This is a genomic window from Ruegeria sp. E8, assembly GCF_056533985.1.
The window spans coordinates 15,182-34,063 of sequence record NZ_JBQFOY010000029.1 but is presented as its reverse complement, the minus strand read 5'-3'; the positions used below and the strand labels follow the sequence as shown (position 1 = coordinate 34,063).

The 18,882-nt window shown below is 57.0% G+C and carries 19 protein-coding genes; 15 read left to right on the top strand and 4 right to left on the bottom strand.

Features of this window, described 5'->3' with window-relative positions:
• The first annotated feature begins 199 nt into the window (after positions 1-199).
• The 13 genes from ACR0LF_RS22220 (at position 200) to ACR0LF_RS22160 (ending at position 13,001) form a co-directional block, all read left to right on the top strand.
• A complete protein-coding gene (locus ACR0LF_RS22220) occupies positions 200-1,498 on the top strand; it encodes a DUF1173 family protein (protein WP_480581750.1) in 1,299 nt (432 codons plus the stop codon).
• A gap of 190 nt (positions 1,499-1,688) precedes the next feature.
• On the top strand, positions 1,689-2,327 hold the full coding sequence (locus tag ACR0LF_RS22215) for a lytic transglycosylase domain-containing protein (protein ID WP_480856475.1): 639 nt from the start codon (positions 1,689-1,691) through the stop codon (positions 2,325-2,327).
• Positions 2,328-2,354: 27 nt separating this feature from the next.
• Entirely contained in the window at positions 2,355-2,657 is a 303-nt protein-coding gene (locus tag ACR0LF_RS22210) for a TrbC/VirB2 family protein (protein ID WP_480581746.1), read from the top strand.
• Positions 2,657-2,947: a VirB3 family type IV secretion system protein gene (locus ACR0LF_RS22205; RefSeq protein WP_480581744.1), complete on the top strand. Its 291-nt coding sequence runs from the start codon at positions 2,657-2,659 to the stop codon at positions 2,945-2,947. The genes ACR0LF_RS22210 and ACR0LF_RS22205 overlap by 1 nt, the downstream gene beginning before the upstream one ends.
• 6 nt (positions 2,948-2,953) lie before the next feature.
• The gene (locus ACR0LF_RS22200) at positions 2,954-5,395 is read left to right on the top strand and encodes a VirB4 family type IV secretion/conjugal transfer ATPase (protein ID WP_480581742.1); all 2,442 of its coding nucleotides are present in this window, start codon (positions 2,954-2,956) and stop codon (positions 5,393-5,395) included.
• On the top strand, positions 5,392-5,571 hold the full coding sequence (locus ACR0LF_RS22195; RefSeq protein WP_480581740.1) for a hypothetical protein: 180 nt from the start codon (positions 5,392-5,394) through the stop codon (positions 5,569-5,571). The genes ACR0LF_RS22200 and ACR0LF_RS22195 overlap by 4 nt, the downstream gene beginning before the upstream one ends.
• Before the next feature lie 24 nt (positions 5,572-5,595).
• Entirely contained in the window at positions 5,596-6,354 is a 759-nt protein-coding gene (locus ACR0LF_RS22190) for a type IV secretion system protein (protein ID WP_480581739.1), read from the top strand.
• Positions 6,354-6,737, top strand: a complete 384-nt coding sequence (locus tag ACR0LF_RS22185; protein ID WP_480581737.1) for a hypothetical protein — start codon at positions 6,354-6,356, stop codon at positions 6,735-6,737. The genes ACR0LF_RS22190 and ACR0LF_RS22185 overlap by 1 nt, the downstream gene beginning before the upstream one ends.
• A complete protein-coding gene (locus ACR0LF_RS22180) occupies positions 6,734-7,813 on the top strand; it encodes a type IV secretion system protein (protein ID WP_480581735.1) in 1,080 nt (359 codons plus the stop codon). The genes ACR0LF_RS22185 and ACR0LF_RS22180 overlap by 4 nt, the downstream gene beginning before the upstream one ends.
• Positions 7,814-7,870: 57 nt before the next feature.
• The gene (locus tag ACR0LF_RS22175) at positions 7,871-8,608 is read left to right on the top strand and encodes a VirB8 family type IV secretion system protein (RefSeq protein ID WP_480581733.1); all 738 of its coding nucleotides are present in this window, start codon (positions 7,871-7,873) and stop codon (positions 8,606-8,608) included.
• Positions 8,608-9,432, top strand: coding sequence for a TrbG/VirB9 family P-type conjugative transfer protein (locus ACR0LF_RS22170; protein WP_480581732.1), 825 nt, complete (start codon positions 8,608-8,610; stop codon positions 9,430-9,432). Before ACR0LF_RS22175 ends, ACR0LF_RS22170 begins: the two co-directional genes overlap by 1 nt.
• Positions 9,432-10,721, top strand: a complete 1,290-nt coding sequence (locus tag ACR0LF_RS22165; RefSeq protein WP_480581730.1) for a TraB/TrbI/VirB10 family type IV secretion system protein — start codon at positions 9,432-9,434, stop codon at positions 10,719-10,721. Before ACR0LF_RS22170 ends, ACR0LF_RS22165 begins: the two co-directional genes overlap by 1 nt.
• A 99-nt stretch (positions 10,722-10,820) precedes the next feature.
• Entirely contained in the window at positions 10,821-13,001 is a 2,181-nt protein-coding gene (locus tag ACR0LF_RS22160; protein ID WP_480581729.1) for a type IV secretory system conjugative DNA transfer family protein, read from the top strand.
• Between the two features lie 232 nt (positions 13,002-13,233).
• Here ACR0LF_RS22160 and ACR0LF_RS22155 read toward each other — a convergent pair whose 3' ends face one another.
• From ACR0LF_RS22155 to ACR0LF_RS22145, 3 genes are read right to left on the bottom strand one after another with little or no spacing between them, the layout of a single operon-like run.
• Positions 13,234-14,049 carry a 3-methyl-2-oxobutanoate hydroxymethyltransferase gene (locus ACR0LF_RS22155; protein WP_480581727.1) on the bottom strand — a complete coding sequence of 272 codons (816 nt, stop codon included), beginning with the start codon at positions 14,047-14,049 and terminating at the stop codon, positions 13,234-13,236.
• 4 nt (positions 14,050-14,053) lie between these two features.
• Positions 14,054-14,368 (bottom strand): MocE family 2Fe-2S type ferredoxin, encoded by a 315-nt coding sequence (locus ACR0LF_RS22150; RefSeq protein WP_170714131.1) that lies wholly within the window; start codon positions 14,366-14,368, stop codon positions 14,054-14,056.
• 27 nt (positions 14,369-14,395) lie between these two features.
• Positions 14,396-15,358, bottom strand: coding sequence for a fatty acid desaturase (locus ACR0LF_RS22145; protein ID WP_480581725.1), 963 nt, complete (start codon positions 15,356-15,358; stop codon positions 14,396-14,398).
• Positions 15,359-15,619: 261 nt separating this feature from the next.
• On the opposite strand from ACR0LF_RS22145, the gene ACR0LF_RS22140 reads away from it, so the two are divergent.
• Positions 15,620-16,636: a LacI family DNA-binding transcriptional regulator gene (locus tag ACR0LF_RS22140; protein ID WP_480856474.1), complete on the top strand. Its 1,017-nt coding sequence runs from the start codon at positions 15,620-15,622 to the stop codon at positions 16,634-16,636.
• A gap of 3 nt (positions 16,637-16,639) precedes the next feature.
• Here the strand turns inward: ACR0LF_RS22140 and ACR0LF_RS22135 are convergent, their stop codons facing one another.
• Complete coding sequence (locus ACR0LF_RS22135) at positions 16,640-17,677, bottom strand: LacI family DNA-binding transcriptional regulator (protein ID WP_480581721.1); 1,038 nt, start codon at positions 17,675-17,677, stop codon at positions 16,640-16,642.
• Positions 17,678-17,845: 168 nt separating this feature from the next.
• Between ACR0LF_RS22135 and ACR0LF_RS22130 the strand changes: the two genes are divergently transcribed.
• Positions 17,846-18,841, top strand: a complete 996-nt coding sequence (locus ACR0LF_RS22130) for a TRAP transporter substrate-binding protein (protein ID WP_480581719.1) — start codon at positions 17,846-17,848, stop codon at positions 18,839-18,841.
• Positions 18,842-18,882 lie beyond the last annotated feature (41 nt).

Below are 18,882 nucleotides of genomic sequence, written 5' to 3'. Positions count from 1 at the left end.
CTTCGATGCATGTGGTGCTACACCGAAGAGAGAACGTGGTGAGCTCCAGATGGGGCTGTACCCACCACCTATCCGACTCCGCCAATCAAAGCGAAGCGGCACCATCAAAACTACCCAAGCCAATCCATTCAAAACAACGCGAAATCAAATCTAATCACGGATTTGTCAACACGCCTCAGCGCAGTCTGGGGGCCACAGAATGACCCTGTTTCTGAATGGCAATCCTCTGGTGGTCGAGAGCGAAGCGGGTCAACGCGCCCTGACGGTCGCGCATGGCGCGGGCACCCGCGTGGACTGTGGGTGCCGCAAGCCTGCCCCGGAAATGTACATCGCGGCGACCGCTGGCAAGTTCATCGTCAAACGGATGCCCGGTACCGGTCCGGATCATGCGATTGACTGCCCCTCATTTCTGCCCCCTGAAGAACTCTCGGGGCTAGCACAGGTTCAGGCGTCGGCCATCACCGAAGATCCTGAAGATGGCACCACGACGCTTAAACTGGGCTTTCCGCTGCGCAAGAACAGCAAGAGCCGGACCGAGCCGGAACAGACGGGCGCAAAATCAACCGAGGCCAAGGTTGCACCGCGCAAGCTGACCATCACGAGCGTGCTTCAATTCCTTTGGCATGAAAGTGATCTGGGCAAGTGGTATCCCAGAATGGACGGCAAGCGGTTCTGGGGTGTGATCCATCACGCGCTGCGCCGGTCTGCGGCAGGAAAGATCGTCAAAGGGCAGGATCTGTCCCGCATTCTCTTTGTGCCGGAATACTTCAAGCCTGAGAACAAAGGTGAGATAGCGGCCAGACGGAACCGGCTTTTTGCAAACTTGCGGCCAGCTGGTCGCGGCGCAACCCCGTTTGGCTTGGTCATCGCAGAATACAAGGGCAAGGAGACCACACCACATGGTGCGAGGTTCATCTTCAAACACGCCCCCGATTGCGCGTTTTTTGCCGATAAGGACCTGTCCAAGAAATTCGACAAAGTGTTCGGGGAACAGCTACTGCTTCTTGAAGCGATGGGGTCCTGCCATGCCATCCTGATCGCCAGCTATTCCATCGCAAAGGCGGGTTATCCGGTTCTGCATGAGATTGGCATGATGCTGGTGACGGACAACTGGATACCGTTCGAAAGCCTGCGCGAACTGGAAGTGCTGAATGCGCTGACCGAACAGAGCCGCGCGTTTCAAAAGCAATTGCGGTTCAACCTGCCGGTGGACGCACCGATCGCATCCGTCTTGCTGCTGGATACGACAGAACCGATTGCCGTCTTTGTTGCCGTCAATCCCGACGATGCCGAGACGTTGGAACTTCTCACCAAAGCATCTGAAGAAGGCCGGTATGCGAGCTGGTGCTGGTTTGACGATGGGCCGATGCGCCCGTTTCCGGATCGTGGCGCGTCCCCCTCCAGCCATCACTCGCGCACACCGGAGGGGCGCGCGGGCGAGCCCTGGGACAACCCAATACCAAGCGGAGCAATCGAAAGGTTCCCCGATGAGGATTGAAAAGCCTCAAAACAAAGGCCGCGTCGACAATTTGTGTGGACCGGGATGGGTTCCCTCCCCGCCGACAGGACGAACATGCGGCGGAGAGAGATGCCGATCAATCCGGGTTTGGGATGGGATTAGATCGGCAGACCTCCCCTATTTCAATCCACCCCAAGTCTCAAAAGGACAGTCAGCAGACATTCGAAACTTGTTCAAACCGTTGCTGATTGGTCTCCCTTTGATCGCAGCACTCGCATCGTCTGCCCATGCGCAGAACGACGAGGCCGCAATTTGCGCGAGCCGTAATGGCCCGCTGCTGAGTGGAGGGCGCTTGCTGTGTGCGACCGCCCCCACCCGCACCTGCCTGGAACCCGCATTCCGGGCAGGTGCAATGGTTTGCTTGCACTATGAGGATGACGGCAATCCGGAACAGGTCGTCTCAAGGAACGCAAGCCCGCGTGCCAAGGGCGAATGGGCAGCGGAAGCGGAACGCGCCGCCAAACGCCACGGTGTGCCGGTGCCGCTGTTTCATGCACTGGTGCATCAGGAAAGCCGCTGGAATACCAACGCCGTTAGTCCAAAAGGCGCGCTTGGGTTAGCGCAGCTGATGCCGCCCACCGCCGCCGCGCTTGGTGTCGATCCGCATGACCCGGTGCAGAACCTCGATGGCGGCGCGCGGTATCTGAAAGCCATGTTCCTGAAATTCGGCACATGGCGGTTGGCCCTGGCTGCGTACAACGCCGGGCCTGGTGCCGTGGAACGCTATGAGGGCGTCCCGCCCTACTCGGAAACCACCCACTACGTCGCAACCGTTCTCGAAGGGGCCGGGCTTCCACCCGACGCCTGAACACCCCAGTCCAAGGAGACTATCTATATGAACCGTAACCCTCAAAACGTCGCCGTGCTGACCTTGCTGGCGTTCGTGGCACTCAGCGGCCCGGCCCTGGCGCAATCGCTGTTTGATGCGCCGGTGTCCATCCTGACCCAGATCCGCACCTTTGTGACCGGCGCCAACGGTATTCTGCTCGGGGGTGCGGCCATCGCGCTTGCCGGTATCTCAGCGGCCAGCCCGCGCGTTCCTGTGACATGGGGCCATTTCTTCGTGATCCTCGTCGTGCTGGGTATTTTCTACGGTGCGTTTGGCATTGCCGAAGCCATTCAGGGATTTGCGACCTGATGAGCGACGATAACCGCATATTTCAGGCGATTACCCGGCCTTCAGAGAGGGCCGGGATGCCAATGACGTTTCACATTGTAGCGCTCAGCATTCCCCTGATGACGTTCATCATGACACAGGGCTTTTTGGGCTTCTGGGGGTTGCTCGCCATCGCCCCGTCTTATGCCGCTGCCCGCTGGGTCGTGAGCGTCGATCCATACCTGCCGGATCATGTCGCCACCATGGCTGACTGCAAACTGTTCACCCCAAACAAGCCCTACTGGGACGGCAATTCTTACGCCGGAGACTGACCCGATATGAACATGCACCCTGAGATACGAAAGGCCATGCCGTCAGCGCGCCGCGCCGCGCGCGAAGTTCCAGCCACTACGCATATCCCGTTCGTGCGCTTCCTGCCGGACGGGACGTTCACGACGCGCAACGGTGATCTGGCGGCGGTATTGGAACTCAACGGGTTCATCCACGAAACCGCCGACCGGGCCACGATCAAAGCCGCCAATGATACACTCGCCCGGCTTGCGTCCAGTTTTGAAGACAACCGAACAGCCTTCTATAGCCATGTCATCCGGACCAAAATCCAATTGGCCGAGACGCTGCCCCCCGTGAACGGTCCTGCCTTCTCTGAAGACCTGGACCGCCACTATCGCGACCAGCTGGACCAGGATGAGACATTCCAGCTGCGCCATTTCCTGACGATCGTGCGTCGCCCTTACACCAGTGGCAAGCGGCTGCTGGATGCCGGGCTGCGGTCTTTCCGTGCGACAACAACAGATCCAGCCGCAAGTGCCGCCCGCGAAAAGAACCGCAAAGCCCTGCATGTGGCCGCAGAACAGGCTATGCGTGACCTGTCAGTTTTCGGTGCGCGTAGGCTCACCGGTTCGGAAGCGGATCGCAGCCGCACGCTGTCTTTCCTCTCGATGCTGCAAAGCGGGATTTGGCAAAAGGCCCCAGCAGTCTGGACACATCTCGCGGATGCGGTGCCAAACGGTCGTGTAACCTTCCGCAAAAACCATGTTCACAGCCTGACACCAGGCGGGGACAAGGATCGTTTCGCTGCCGTCTTTGCGGTCAACGCCTATCCGGAACGGTCAAAATACTACATGTTCGATGAACTGTTGGGTGAGCGGTGCGAGTTCATTGCAACGCAATGCTATGCGCCGATGGATCGCGTGTCGGGCGGCTCAAAGATCCGTGACGCCAAGCGGGGCATGGAAGATGCAGGCGATGAGGCGGAGTCGCTACAAAAGGATCTGAATGAGGCGCGCGACGCGGTTGCCTCCCGTGCCATGTCCATCGGCCGGCATCACTTCACGGTTGCTGTGTTGGGGAACACCCGCGAGGAGTTGGAAGACGCGGCCACCCGCGTGAATTCCTGTCTGACCGGTGCTGATCTGCGCACGCGGCGCGAAGACATCGGGTTGGAAGCGGCCTGGTGGGCGCAATTGCCCGGCAACTTCGCCTATCAGACCCGCAGCAAAAAGCGCTTCGTGTCCGACAAAAACTTTGCCGACTTCGCCAACCTGCACTCCTGGCCGACCGGATCGCGAGAAAGACTGCGTTGGGGCGGGCCTGTTGCGGCGTTTCGGACGCTGGGAGGTACGCCCTATTGGTTCTCTTTCCACCGCGAAGGCTCTGACAAATCCAAGGGACCAGGAACCACGGCCATTTTTGGGGCGACCGGGGAAGGGAAAACCCTGCTGGCGAATTTCCTGATGTCCAGCTGTTACCGCCTGCCCGAACACCCGCACCTGATTGCCTTTGACAAAGACCGGGGATCGGAAACGTTTATTCGGGCCATTGGCGGCACGTACCTTCAACTCAAATCCGGTGTGAACCTCGGATTTAATCCGTTTGCTGTTGCGACTGACGAAGTTGGGATCGAATGGCTTGAGGGGTTCATTCAACGCCTGACCGGCGCGGAAAAACTCACCCCGGAACAGGAACGACGGATCGCCACTGGTCTTCGCCGCCTGGCATCGGGTGATCCCGCGCTCCGCACATTCTCGGATTTTGCTGACACGCTGCGGTCCGTCGATGATGCGGACGCGCCCGTGCAGCTGCTCGATGCGCTGAGCAAGTGGCATGGGTCTGGCAGTCGCGCTTGGCTGTTCGACAATGCTGAGGACAGTTTCAGCCTCGATCAAGCCGTAATCGCCTTTGACATGACGGCACTGCTCAAGGCGTCCGACATACGCCTGCCCCTGCTGGATTACCTGTTCTACCGGATCGAGCGCAAACTGGCCGAAGGCAAACCGCTGATCATCAGTGTTGATGAGGCCTGGGCGCTGTTTGACGATCCGAGGTTTGGGCCCCGCATCCAGGACTGGATCAAAACCATCCGGAAGCTGGATGGCATTTTGGTCTTCATGACGCAGGAAACGTCGGATGCTGCCAAATCCTCAATCTCGGACACGCTGATCCAGTCGACGGAAAACCGCATCTTCTTTGCCAACCCCAAAGCGGATCGCAAAACCTATGTGGATGCGTTCCGGCTCACTGAGGCCGAGTTCAACGCTGTTTCCTCCATGCCACCCAAATCCCGACTGGTGCTGATCAATGACGGAGACGGATCAGCCGTGGTTTCGACCCGGCTTGAGCTTCCCGAGCAATTCTACCGTGTGTTGTCTGCCACTGGCGACAGTGTTGCCGAGATGGACCAACTGCGCGCTGAGCATGGCGAGGATGGCTGGCTCGACGCCTTCATGACCCTCAAAGCCCCACAGGAGACCTCCGAATGATCCGCAAACTTGTTTTTGTTGCCTTTGGCCTACCGCTTCTCGGAGCCTGCACCATTACCGGTGATGCCCTCGATCCGCCCCGCGAGCTGAAGGCCAATTGCAATATCGCAGACGCAGAGCCGGTCCCCCAAACCGGCCTTGCCACCACCCTGCCGCTCGGCGCGGGCAAAATCTGACCTCTCCCCTGAAAGGAAAAGACAATGAAGACCATTTTCAAAAGCACCGCCGCGGTTGTTGCCCTTGCATTGGCCGGATTTGTCGGGACGGCCGACACTGCCAGAGCGCAGGGCGTGCCTACCTATAGTGTTACGGAACATGCCGAACTGATCGCGCTGCTGAATTCCAGCGGCGAAATGGTTGGCCTGAATACGCAGATGCTCGACAATGCCCTGCTACAGCTGCAAGAGCTTCAGGAGCAATTGCGCCAGGCCCGGGCCACGCACAATGCCATCACGGGTGCCCGTGACACGATCGGCAACCTGTTCAGCGGCGATATCACCCCGCGAAAGCTGTCCTCGTCTCTGTCCACCCTCTCGATGACCGGCAATTCGGTGAACAACCGGCTGAGCAATCACATGGAAGTGTTGCGGGTGGATTTCCAGCCGTTGAATGGGTTGCAGGCGCTTGGGCGTTCCGCAGAAGATCCGGCCACAAGGTCGCATGATCTGGTTTCCGGATCGAGCATTGCCGGGCTTGCAATTGCCGAGGAAGGCTTTGCCGGGGCGGGCGAAGCGATGGAGCGCTACGACGGATATCGTGAGCAGATTTCCGCGACCGATGATCTGAAAGCTAGCATTGATCTGAACACACGCATAGCGATTGAGAACGGCATGATGCTCGCCACTTTGTTGCAAACCCTCTCTGCACAAGGTCAGCTGGACGCCGCAATCGTAAATCAGCGTCTGCGCGGTCAGGATATCGTAGCGCGCCAGGCGTACAGACCTGAAGGATCAAACTGATGCGCTTCCCCACTCATACTTTCATTATCGCAGCAACCGTCGCCACCACTCTGGCGACGGGCCAGCCGGTCTTTGCTCTAACGCAGGAACAAATCGAAGAGTTGCGTCTGTTAGATGCAAAGCGGGCTTCACGCACACGCAAAGAGGCGGCTGTAAGGTTTGCCTATGCCGAGAAATGCGAAACTGCGTTTTCGGCTGGTGAACCAATGCCGGAAAGGGATCTACGTCTCACTGAAACCGTCGAAATCGACGAGGATCTGATGGGAATGTCCGTCGAAGAAATATCAGCAGAGTACGGAACCGCATCGGATGCTTTCTATGAAGCTGACCGGGCCGTGAATGCCTGCATCCGCAAATTCAGAAAAAGGAATGATGGATCATGAGCATCAGGGATTTCCTTGTTGGCACCGATGAAAGCTTTGACAACATCATCAATGGCGGTTCGCAAGAAGTATTTCAGGCGCTTGCGACCCCGAGCGCTGAATTCCTGACCCTTCTCGCTGGTGCGGCCCTAGCGGTCTGGGCGGTTACAGCAGCATATCGTGGCAGCTTTTCCCTCGACGGGTTCATTACATTCGTAATTCGATTTTCGTTGTTCTACCTAGCTGTTTCTGGCGGCGTGCTCTGGACCCAGTATATTTATCCGTTCATCACGCAATTCCCCATCGATGTGGGTAACACAATCATCAATCGGTTTGGGGGAGGTGGAAACGCTGGTGGTGTGGCCACTGCATTTGCGGATGTGGCTGACACGTCTTTCAGAAACATCGTGACGGCCATCGGATCATATGGGGTAACGGATTACATCGCGGGCGATGCTTTGGGCGTGCTGCTATTTGCGTTGCTTGCTGCGTTCTTCATCCTTTTGATGATCATTATCGCCCTTGCCCTGCTTGTAGCCTCGAAAGTTCTGCTAGCGATACTATTGGCAATTTTCCCGGTCCTTGCCGTCTGGGCCTACCTTCGAAGTTCTGCAGAAATCTTCAACGGCTGGGTGCGCGGAATAACGATGCTGGTTCTGTTTCAGATTCTGCTCTTTGGAGTCATGGGCATTGCGTTGGCTGCAACGAGAGGTGTCTCTGAATCAGTCTCAGACGGTCTCGCTTCCGGGGTAGACATACCTTTGGAAATGTTCAAGCTCGCAGGCATTAGCGGGATCACTGCTGGGTTGCTTCTGATCTGTCCGATGATCGCTCAGCGGATTGGCGGTGCGGCGCTGAGCCTTGGTGAATCGCAGATCAAGGGGGCCTCCCAAACCGGCGTGAAGCTTCTCGGCGGACAGCTGACGGGCGCAAACTCCGGCGGCAACAACCTGAGCGATGTCTCCAATCAGCGGGCCAGTGCAGCGAATGAGGCCGACAGGCCATCCGCAACAGAGGCCAACAACCAACGCATTCGGGATTCTGTAAGGCGCGGGGCCGAACGCATGGCCCAAGAAGCGCGACGGCGCGGAAACTGATCAGAACTCATTGAAATCATTGGCGGGCTGGCCCCGCAACAGACGAGGAGTCACCAGATGCAACATGCAACGGCAGATTTGAGGCCCGACCCGCTCAATCCTGACGGGCAGTATCAGGGCTCTCCCCTGCCCGATACCACCACCATTCATGACGGCCACGACCGCTGGGAAGATGAGATGTATCTGTCGATGCGGCGCAGGTCGCGGATCGCTTACATCGTGGCCGGTGTTGGCGTACTGATCGGCGTCATGGGCGTTGCGGCCGTCATGGGGCTCGCGCCGCTCAAACAGGTCGTACCCATCACAATGACGGTCGACAAGCATACCGGCCTGGTCAACGTGGAATCCCGTCTGGGTGATCTGACGCTGGACGATGATGAGTATGTCACGCAGGCGCTGCTCTTCCAGTATGCGCGTGATCGGGAAACCTATGACGCGCACGATCAGCGGGAACGGCTGACCGACGTGTATGGGCGGACCTGTGGCGGGGCAGCCGAGGATCTGGCTGCGCTCTATGACGAAGACAATCCCAACAGCCCCATGAACATCTACGGCAGTTTTGGCCGCGTCGATGTCCGTATTCGGTCTGTCACACTGAACAATGGAAACTCGGCCACGCTGCGCATGACAAAAAGCGCGCGCCAGCAACAGGGCGCCCCGGTCACGACGCGGAACTTTGTGGTGACGATGGGATACGAGTTCGACCGCTCCGGAAACATGACACTGGAAGAACGTTGGAACAATCCAACCGGCTTTTGTGTCGCCAATTACCGACTGGATGAGGAGGCGCGATAATGCTGCGTTTAGTTTGCACTGCAGCTGTGATGCTGGCGTTTGGCGCGGCCTCAATCTCAGCTGAACAGAAAGGCCGGGGCACCCGCACGGACGCGCGGGTCCGGACACTCGTGTATCACCCCGACGAGGTGTACAAGATCGATGTTTCCCGGGGCTATGCTCTCAGCATTCACCTCCAGGACGGTGAACAGATGGTCGATGAGGTCCGGGGCGATCCCAAGACCTGGGACTTTATCCCGTTGACCGCTGGCAACGGCTTTGTCCTGAAGGCCAAACATGCCACGTCGCAGGCGAGCAATCTCATTCTGCAAACCAACCTGCGCAGCTATGTGTTTCTCCTTCAGGCGCATGAAGCCGGTCCACCTGATAATGTCGGGTTTCTCTATCGGTTCAGCTATCCGGATCAGAAAAAAGGCTTCAAACCGCGACAGGCCGGAAACATCCAGACAGCATTCAACACCACCGGGCGGCCTGCCAATCTGCAATACAGCGCCAGCGGCGACAGGCTGTTGCGGCCGGAAGTGGCCTTTGATGATGGGCGCAAAACCTATCTGCGCCTGAAACAGCAAAGCGTCCGGCCCTCGATCTTTGCGATGGGCGCGGACGGTCGTGAACGACTGGTCAACTCAACGGATCTGGCAGACGGCACCATTGTTGTGACCGGTGTTTATCCGCGCCTGGTCCTGCGCGACGGGCCTTATGTGGTCTGCGTGTTCAACATCCCTCTCTATGAAATCGATCAAAACCGCGACCCGAATAATCCGCGCAGGGTTTCGTCATCCACGTCACAGCGCAACGCAGGTCAAGGTGGGGAGAACCGCTGATGTCTGAGAAAAACAAACTGCTTGAGAACCGCATCGAAGGCTCTGAGGAGGAAAAACGCGGTCTTAACCTGCCCATGATCATCGGCATCGGTGCATTTTTTGCCTTTGTTGGCCTGTTCTTTTGGATCAACAACGGCGGGGATGACACCGACCGACGCGGCAGCATCATTCCAGAAATCAACCAGACGCCGGATCAGCGCAATCAAGGGGGCACCCTATTTGGAACCGTGCCAACGGAGCCCTTGCCACAGGTCGAACAAGAGCCAGACCCACGTGTTGCCATTCTGGAGGCTGAGCTGGCTGAACTGCGCGAGTTAATCAAAGCCGCACAGGCCGAGGCACCTGTTGAGGAGGCCGCCCCGCAAACGCCCGCTTCGGATCTGGATGCAGCGGCCCTCGCAGCGTTCGAAAAACGCACCGCGCGACAAGAAAAGGCCCTTGAAGCGTTCCTGAAAAAGCTGGAAGAGGATCGGCTTGCGGATGAGCGCCGACAACGAGAACTGATCGCGCGGATTCAAGCCAACCGTCCGATCACAGAGCCGGGCCAGGCGTCAGAACCGGCACAGGACGGCAATGCGGCGCAGGATGCGGTTGCGGCTGAAGAAGACCGGTTGACCCAGCCTTTGACCAATAGCCTTGGGCGCAGTGCTGCTGGGACGGGTGCTGGCGGGACGTCGAATAACAGCACGGGCAACGATTTCCTCGATGCAGCTGCGTCTCGTATCGTCCAGACGTCGCGGGCCACGCAGCTGCAGGATGTGCATCGTCTAATCACTCAAGGCACCATGATTCCGGGCGTTCTGGATACAGCAATATCGTCCGATCTTCCCGGTGAACTGAAAGCCACTATTAGCCGGGACGTGTGGTCAGCGGATGCAACCACTATTCTGATCCCCAAGGGCTCAACGCTGATTGGCGAGTATTCGTCGGATATCTCTCTTGGTCAGCGCAGGGTGCTCGTGGCCTGGAACCGGGTGATCACAACGGACAAGCGCTCCATCATGATCGGGTCGCGTGGTGTGGATGGTCTGGGCCGCGCCGGTCTTACAGGCAATGTGCGGCACCATTTCGGCCTCAAGTTTGAAGCGGCGTTCTTCATCTCGATCTTCTCAGGCATATCGAGCTTCGGAAATCGCACTCTGAGCGAGAATGATCTGTCCACCGGAACCGATGGCTTTGCGAATTCCGGTCAGGATGCCTTTGAGGAATACCTGTCGATCCCGCCGACGATCTGGGTGGACCAGGGCGAGAACATCAACGTGTTCGTATCGCGAGACCTCTATATGTGACGCCATGAGCATCAACCCACGCGGGGCGCAACATGGGTTGTGCCCCGCAACGTTTTCAAGCCTTCCATCCCTTACACTTTTGTCCTGAAGGAGAATGCCATGAGCACCATACAGGCAAAGACCCACCTTCCTTACACGATAGCAGCTGGCGTCATCAGCATCCCGCTTTGGGCCGCACTCCTGATTGCGTGGAAAGTGAATGGCGACATTGAAACATGGCGGCCATGGCTGCTGCTCAGCCAGCGCAATAATCTGCACCCGAAGGATTGGGATCTGGTGCTTTGGGGCGGTATCACACTCGGGCTGATGACCGGCGCGGGCCTTGCCTATCTGTTCGGCGGCATGGTGTTTGGCGTCACAGCAACCGATGCCCACGGCGATGCGCGATGGGCCAAGGCGAAGGAGATCCGCACGGCGCGGCTTGTCAGTGATTGGGGGCTGGTGCTGGGCAAGCTGGGAAAGCCGGAGAAAAAGGCGCCGCACCTGCGTGCCCATACCGATGATCAGGGCACGGTGCTGGTCTCAGGTCCGCCGCGGTCCGGTAAAGGTGTCGGTATCGTTGTCCCCACCCTGCTCGATTATCCCGGCTCGCTGATCGTCTATGATGTCAAAGGCGAGCTTTTTGAGACCACGTCACGGCGGCGGTTGGAAAAAGGCGACAAGGTGCGGGTGCTGTCGCCGTTCGATGTGCAGTTTCCGAACAATAAGGACTGTTCCCTTGTCGGCCGGTCGCACAGCTTTAACCCGCTGATCGAGATTGCGGCAATGGATGACCTGGAAGACCGGCTCGTGCGGATATCAGAAATCAGCGCCGCGCTGTTGGCGCCCAAAAGCGCAACCGGTGCGGAAGCGTCCTTGATGGAGGATGCGCAGGAAATCTTCGAGGCCGCTGCGGCGATCGTCTGCAATGAGCCTGAACCGTCGCTTGGGCGGGTGCTGCAGGTGTTGACGCCGGAAGTGGCAGGCGATGATGAGATACCGGATTACAAGGGCATGTTCGCCGCCCTTGCGTCGCGCGCGCCCGATCCGGTCTCAAAAGGCGCGATGCTGCGTATGGCGGGCCAGGACAACAAACAGCTGGGGATCTACCTGTCGGTCCTGATGGGCGGGGGTCTGAATGCCTGGCGCAACCCTGCGATCGTGCGCGCGACAAAGGCCAATGACTTCGATTTTGAATCGATGCGTTGGGAACCGCAGACCTGCTTTATCTCGATTCCAGAGGCGCATAAGCAGGTGTCGCGGCCTTTGGTGCGTTTGTTCATCCAATGCGCCATAAACGCGCTGCGTCGTCGTCTCATGGCCTCGGGTGAGGAATTCTTGCCGGTCCTGTTTCTGATCGATGAGTTTCATTCGCTGGGGAAAATGCAGGGCGTGCTCGATGCTGTAACCACGCTGCCCGGCTATGGCGGCCGCTTGTGCCTGATTGTGCAATCGCCGGCGTCGCTGCGTGAACATTATGGGCCAGCTGGTGAGGAGATCCTGACCGAAAGTTCGCATCTGCATGTGTGGCTGACCCCCAATTCTGAGGAAACCAAGCAAAAGCTGTCCAAAGCGCTTGGCAACAAGACGGTGACGCAGAAATCCGTGTCGGGGCGCAATTGGTCGAAAGAGCCCGGCCGGTCGGAAAGCTGGTCAGAGAAAAGCCGGGCACTGCTGACCCCCGAAGAAATCGGCCGGTTGGGCAAAGAAGAGGTCATTATCACCGGCAAGGGTATGTTCCCGATCCGAACCAGTCGGGTGTCCTATTACAAAGACCATCGGTTCAAAGCGCTGAATGACAGCCAAAAGGGCAAGTCTTGGCCGGATGTGCCTGTGGTCAAGGATGGCGTTGTGACCCGCTATGATGAATTCCTGAAAAGTGCCGGGTCGGCCAAATCGGCTGAGGCCGGAGAACCGGAGCTTGAGCCTGTCGCCAAACCTCCCTTGTCGCAGCGCGCGGCTGTCACTGGACCACGCTCATATGATCCGCCTGAGTATGAGGGGTATCTTGATCAGGGCGTGGCCGGCTACGGATACTTCGAAGATCCGCGCGAGACTGCCGATGACGAGGAAACAGCCGAGGACCGCCAACTGACGCAAGCAATCCAAACGGTGAAAGCACCCAGCTTTGCGGACAACCTCGGTAACCTCTTGAACCTTGCACCGATCAGCCCGGACAGTGAGCCTGAACTTGCCGACCTGGCACATCGGCTCTCACCTGACGAGATGGTCAACAGGCTGACGCCGCTGTTCAGCGGCGAAAACGCAATCATCAGTGGCCATTCGCTGCGTGGGGCATGAATGGCAAGTAGGCGCAACAAAGTCCGAATTCGCTGCGGTTGCTCGAACGACAGCTGCTGGCGGGTTGCGACGACAACGCCCTGCTGGTCGGGCGGGAAAGGTACTTGCACTGCGATTACAAAATTCTTTGCTACCCGTCGCGAATGGGGACCAACGTACATCGGTCATCGTTGGGTGATAATTCCGGTTCTCAAAATGTGGTTCTGGGTGCAACTTTCCTTAGCCAAATAGACTATTTTAGTCGTGTAATAAAACTTTCAAACTCCGCGTCTGAGATTGTTGCGCATTCGCTTGGGCTTGGAAATTGCTCCTCTTCAACAGATTCTCTGAACGCCGAAAGTGCGACTCGGCGGTGGTGATTTATCTGTTCATACAGTGAATCGAGATCGCCAAAGGCACGCGCATGGCGCGGGCTTTCGGGTTGCTCCCCGCATACGTCATTTTGAAAAAGGTAGATAATGTCTGCACTGGCGCCCGATCCGAGTGAGGACGTTATCAGAGATGTGCGGGCGGAAATCTCAGCCATTACTCGGTCACAGATAACTTCAGCCTCTACCGAAAAAGCTCCGGCATCTTCCATTGTGCGGAACGCATTCCAAAGCGCGATAGCCTCGTCCGCAGTTTTACCAACGGCACGCAGGCCGCCCCGCCAGGTGGATTTGCGAGGAACCAGGCCAAGATGACACATCACGGGGATATCTTCGCGCGCTAAAAGTTCAACAATGTGCGGCCCTCTTGCCGTGTAGATGCTGTCGGCACCATCCTTCATGGCCGCAAACGCGGCGGTCAGCACGTCCCTTTCCGTCGCAAAGTCCGGAAGACCAAGTGCAGCTGTGAAGAACAATTCAGGCGCGCCTTGACGCACGGCGGGCGTGTTGTGGGCATTGCCCATAATCAAATCAATTCCGGCATCTTTCGCGGCTGCTGCCTCTTCGGTTGTATTCGCCGTCGTCTGAACCAGCTTGCGGATACCCTTAAGCGCACGAAGGTCGGAAGCGGTGTAGTTTCTAAGTGAGAACTTCGCGTCCCAGTCGTAGATCCGTTTCATGGCATCACCCGATATCGATAAAGACATCTCCGTCTTCGACCTTAACGGGGTAGGTTTTCAGGTTCACACAGACGGGTGAGCGCTTTGCCTCGCCGGTGCGATAATCGAATTGGCCGTTGTGCATGGGGCATTCGATCAGATGATCGATGACCAGACCGTCTTCCAGATGCACTTCTTCATGGGTGCACAGGCCGTCGGTGCAGTAAAAATCGTCCTCGGGGCTTCGGTAGATGGCAAAGGTACGATCGCCATTGTCGTAACGGATAAGGTCTTCGGTTTCGATGTCATCGCAAGCGCAGGCGCGGGTCCAGTTCGTCATGGGCTTTCCTGTATTCCGGGGATTGATTTACTCGGCCGCTATGGCTGTTGGTCGAGTGTATTCTGGGCTGGGGTTAGCGTCCTTGGGCAGCAACGGCTTGCGGTCGACAAAGTAGAACGGATCGCGCCGCTGGATCAGAATGGCTGGGAGCATTTCGCGAAACGCGGTCAGTGTTCCCGCGTACGCAGGTGGGCAATCGCCTTTGATTTCTTCGTGCAAGGCCGGGAGATTGTAGAATGGAACCATGGGATACATGTGGTGTTCAACATGGTAGTTCATGTTCGAATATACGAAGCGGAAGAACCGGTTCATGTAGACGGTTCGCGAGTTCAATCGGTGATCCGGGACGTCTTCTGCCAGCCCGGCATGCTGCAGTGACGCCAACAGGTGATGCAGCCACGAACCATAGAAAGTGGGACCGCCGATCAGCACAATGGGCAGCCATGATTGCAGCACCATTGCCAAAGCAAATGTCATTGCGAGGATTGCGAGATGAACACGCGACGCCAAGAACGCCTTAGAACGGTCGGCTTCGATGAGGAAGGTTTTCTGATCTTTGGTCAAACGACCAGCCGACAACCGAAACATCTTCTTCAATTCATTCCAGCCAGATTGCAGATGCAGCATGTTCCATAGGAGGTTGAGTGGATGCGGAGGCCGGGGAAATGCAATCTCGGGGTCTTTTCCGACGATCACCGTATCCGTGTGATGGCGTGTATGGCTCCACCGCCAAAGATAGGGGTTTTTCAGCGACATAAATGAGGCCAGCTGATAGGCTGCGGTGTTCAGCCAAGGCGTTTTGAACACAGTCCCATGGCAGCACTCGTGCCAACGACTGTCGGCACAGGATCCATAAAACACCCCGTACAGGATAACAGACGGCACTGCCCACCACGTACCCCAGGTCAGAATGACCAGAGCACCGGTTGCCAACACCAATCCCAGCCAAATCCCGTAGTCGATCAAGGCCGGAGCATCACGGCGCTTCATCAATTCCTTCATCCGTTTCCGGGGGACTGGAGTAGAATACCACTGTTTAGGTGCAAAGCTTGGACCGCTGTCCCGGCCCGTCAGCGAATAATCCCGCCAAGGAAGGGTATTGTCCTTCGGCACATCAGGTTCCTTATCTACATTGCTGTTGCCGAGCAGAACCGAAGGGCGTCTGAATCGTCAAACCTGTCGTGATATTTTCTATCATTTCTCTCAGAAAATTCTGTAAAATAGATGATACGTTTTATCATGGAGCGTGCTATGGCCCGTGTCACACTCAAAGACGTCGCAGAAAAGGCGGGGGTAGGCGTCGCAACAGTAGACCGCGTTCTGAATGCGCGCGCGCCAGTTACTGCGGCGACATCTGCGCGGGTTCTTTCAGCGGCGGAAGCGTTGGGGTATCGCTCGGCAGGATTGTTGCGGCGCCGGGTTGAGGAGATGGCTCCAGCAAAACGGCTGGGCTTTATTCTTCAAAAGGAAAGCAAGTGGTTTTATCGCGAATTGGCAATCGAGTTGCAGCAAAAAGCAGAGCAGTTGCGCAGTATCCGGGCAAAAGTTGTAATCCAATACGTAGAAAGCCTGTCGCCGTCCGAGCTTGCAACTGCGATTGACGAAATGCACGGCAAGGTAGACGCCATAGGCTTGGTTGCGATTGATCATCCGGAGATCAATCGTGCGATCGCCAGCGCCGATGTCCCTGTCATTGCATTGCTCTCGCCCCTGTCATCGCCTCACGTTACTGCCTATGTCGGGATCGACAGTCGAAAAGCGGGGCGGACGGCAGGTTGGGCGATGGCGCGTCTTGATCGAACCGAAGGCGTGGTTGGCATCCTTATCGGGTCGCACAGGTATCTGGGGCACGAAGCGCTTGAGAGTGGGTTCAGAAGCTACATGCGCGAATTTGCACCGCAGAAACCTCTTCGAGACTCTGTGGTGTATCTGGATGACGCCGCGGTCGCATATGAAGCGACAGCAGAATTGCTGCGGGCCAACAAAGACCTCTCCGGCATCTATCATTGCGGAGGCGGGGTGACTGGAGCCTTGAAAGCGCTGCGCGAGGCAGGGCAATCGCGGGAAGTTGTCTACATCTGCCATGAACGGACACCAGTTACCGAAGCCGCGCTTGCCGATGGCAGCATCGATTTGGTGATTAACAACCCGCTGGATCAGGTTGCAGATCGCGTGACACAGATGATGTCTCGGTGTCTGACCGGAAAACCAATTCAGGAACAGGTTGGAGTTATTCCGTTCGGTCTCTGCACATCTGAATACCTGTGAGCATCAACCGAAGGTGGCGCCGTTGATGTTTTCACGGGTGATGACTTCAACTGGAACGACCTCAGCCTGATGGGACCGGTTTTCCAGTGTCGCGATCAGGGTCTGAACGGCTTGTTCAGCGATCCGTTGCATATTCTGATGAATGACAAGATCCATTGATCCGTCCAGCAGGTAGTTTCTCGTCTTCGGCGTAAGGTTGTGGCCGATCAGCATGATTTCTCCCGTCAAATCGCGATCAGCCAGAGCCGCAACAATGCCTTCGTTGCCACCGCCAACGTTATAAATGCCCAGCAGCCCGGGATGTTCGTCCAGCATCTGGCCCACCACCACGCGATTTTCCTGCACATCATCGTGGCCGATATAGGTGCCCACAACGCGGAGGTGGCTAAAATCCCTTCGCAAGGCTGACCGAAACCCCATCTCGCGATCCGAATGGTTGCGATATAGTTGCTCGCCGGAAATCACGCCGACGGTTCCGGATTGCCGTAGCATTCGACCCATAAAATAGGCCGCTGTTCGTCCTGCGGCCATGTTGTCCGTCCCGACAAATTGGCCCAGAACAGGGCTGATCAGATCGGAGACGACAGGTATGCAGGGAATATTCAAACCGTGCAGCTCTTCAACTGCGTCGCGAACCCGCGGATCATCCAAAGCCTGAAAGCCAACTGCATCAATTCCCTGCCCGGCGCAGGCTCTTAGTTTTCGAGCCAACACTGATGGTTCCAATTTCGTGGAAAAGACACACTCGACAGTGGCGCGGCCATTGGTGAAAACATTCTGAAAACAGTTGCCCAGAAATTCTGTCGATGGTCCGGCTTCCTCTGGTAGAAATATCTTCAGCCGCCAGGGTCGCGCAGGCTGGTCCAATTGAGCGCCGGATTCGATCGCGTGCTTGGCCTGCAAAACCCGCTGGCGGGTCTCAGGCTTTACGTTTGATCTGTTGTTCAAAACCCGGTCAACCGTAGCGGTGCCGACCCCCGCGATCCTCGCAATCTCGGAGACACGTGCCTTCTTTGGGATTATTACAGCTTCATCGCTCATAAGCCTCTGCTAACATCATTCCCGATCAAAATCATCCTCAAATAAACCTCTAAGAACATCAAAAACCATCATTCCCGTCATTTGATGCAATTTTTCTTGCCACCGAATTGTAAGGGGGCTTATCCCAACGTCATGCAACGGGATCGAGTCCCGTTCAGGGAGGATAACATGACCTACACAGCTAAATTACTGGCCGGGGTAACCGGCCTATTAATGACGGCCAGTACAGCACTGGCGGCGGACTTCACCTTTAAATATGGTAATGAGCAGCCGGAAACCTCAATCCGTTCGCAGTCCATGGACTGGTTCAAGACTGAACTTGAAAAACGTACGGACGGTCGCATCGAAGTCGAGAATTTCTTTGGTGCCGCGCTTGGTAATGAGCGTGAAATGATGGATCAGGTGACGGCCGGTTTGCTGCAAGGCACGCGTGGCGGTTTCTTTGCCGACGCGTCCGGGGCATTCAACCTGTACCAGTTGCCGTTCCTCGTCGCGAATTGGGATGAGATGGAATGTCTGGTCGGTTCGGACTTCACCAAGGGCGTTCAGGCCCGTGCTGAGGCGAACGGATATCACATCCCTGCCACCGGTATCAGCCAAGGATTCCGGGCCTATACCAACAACGTTCAGCCAATAACATCGGTTGCTGATCTGCAAGGTCTGCGCATTCGCGAACCTCAATCTGATCTGATGATCGCCACGGGAACAGCCATCGGGTCGGTTCCGGTCGCCATGCCGTTTTCAGAGGCATATCAGGCATTCAAACAGGGCGTGATTGACGGGCAGCATAACCCGCCGCAAAATATCTGGGACTTCAATATTCACGAAGTGCAAAAGTATCTGACGCTGTCGAACCATATGACAGGCCCCGATCCTTTGATCGTCAACAAGGCGTGGTATGATGGTTTGCCCGAAGACCTTCAGGCCACCTTTGACGAGGTTGCGGTCGAAGCGATGGCGATGTCGGACAAGCTGTATCGCGATGCTGAAACGAACATCGTCGGCGAACTCGGCAAGCACATGGAGATCAACGAACTGACGCCCGAAGCCCTGGCGGGTTTCCAGGAAGCCGTTGCGCCGGTCTATCAACAGATGATCGACGCGGGTCATTTCACGATGGATGATATCGACGCAGCCCGTGCTGCAGCGGCGTCCTGCGGCTGATCTGAAACGGCAATTCCGGGCGCTCTTACTTGCGCCCGGAT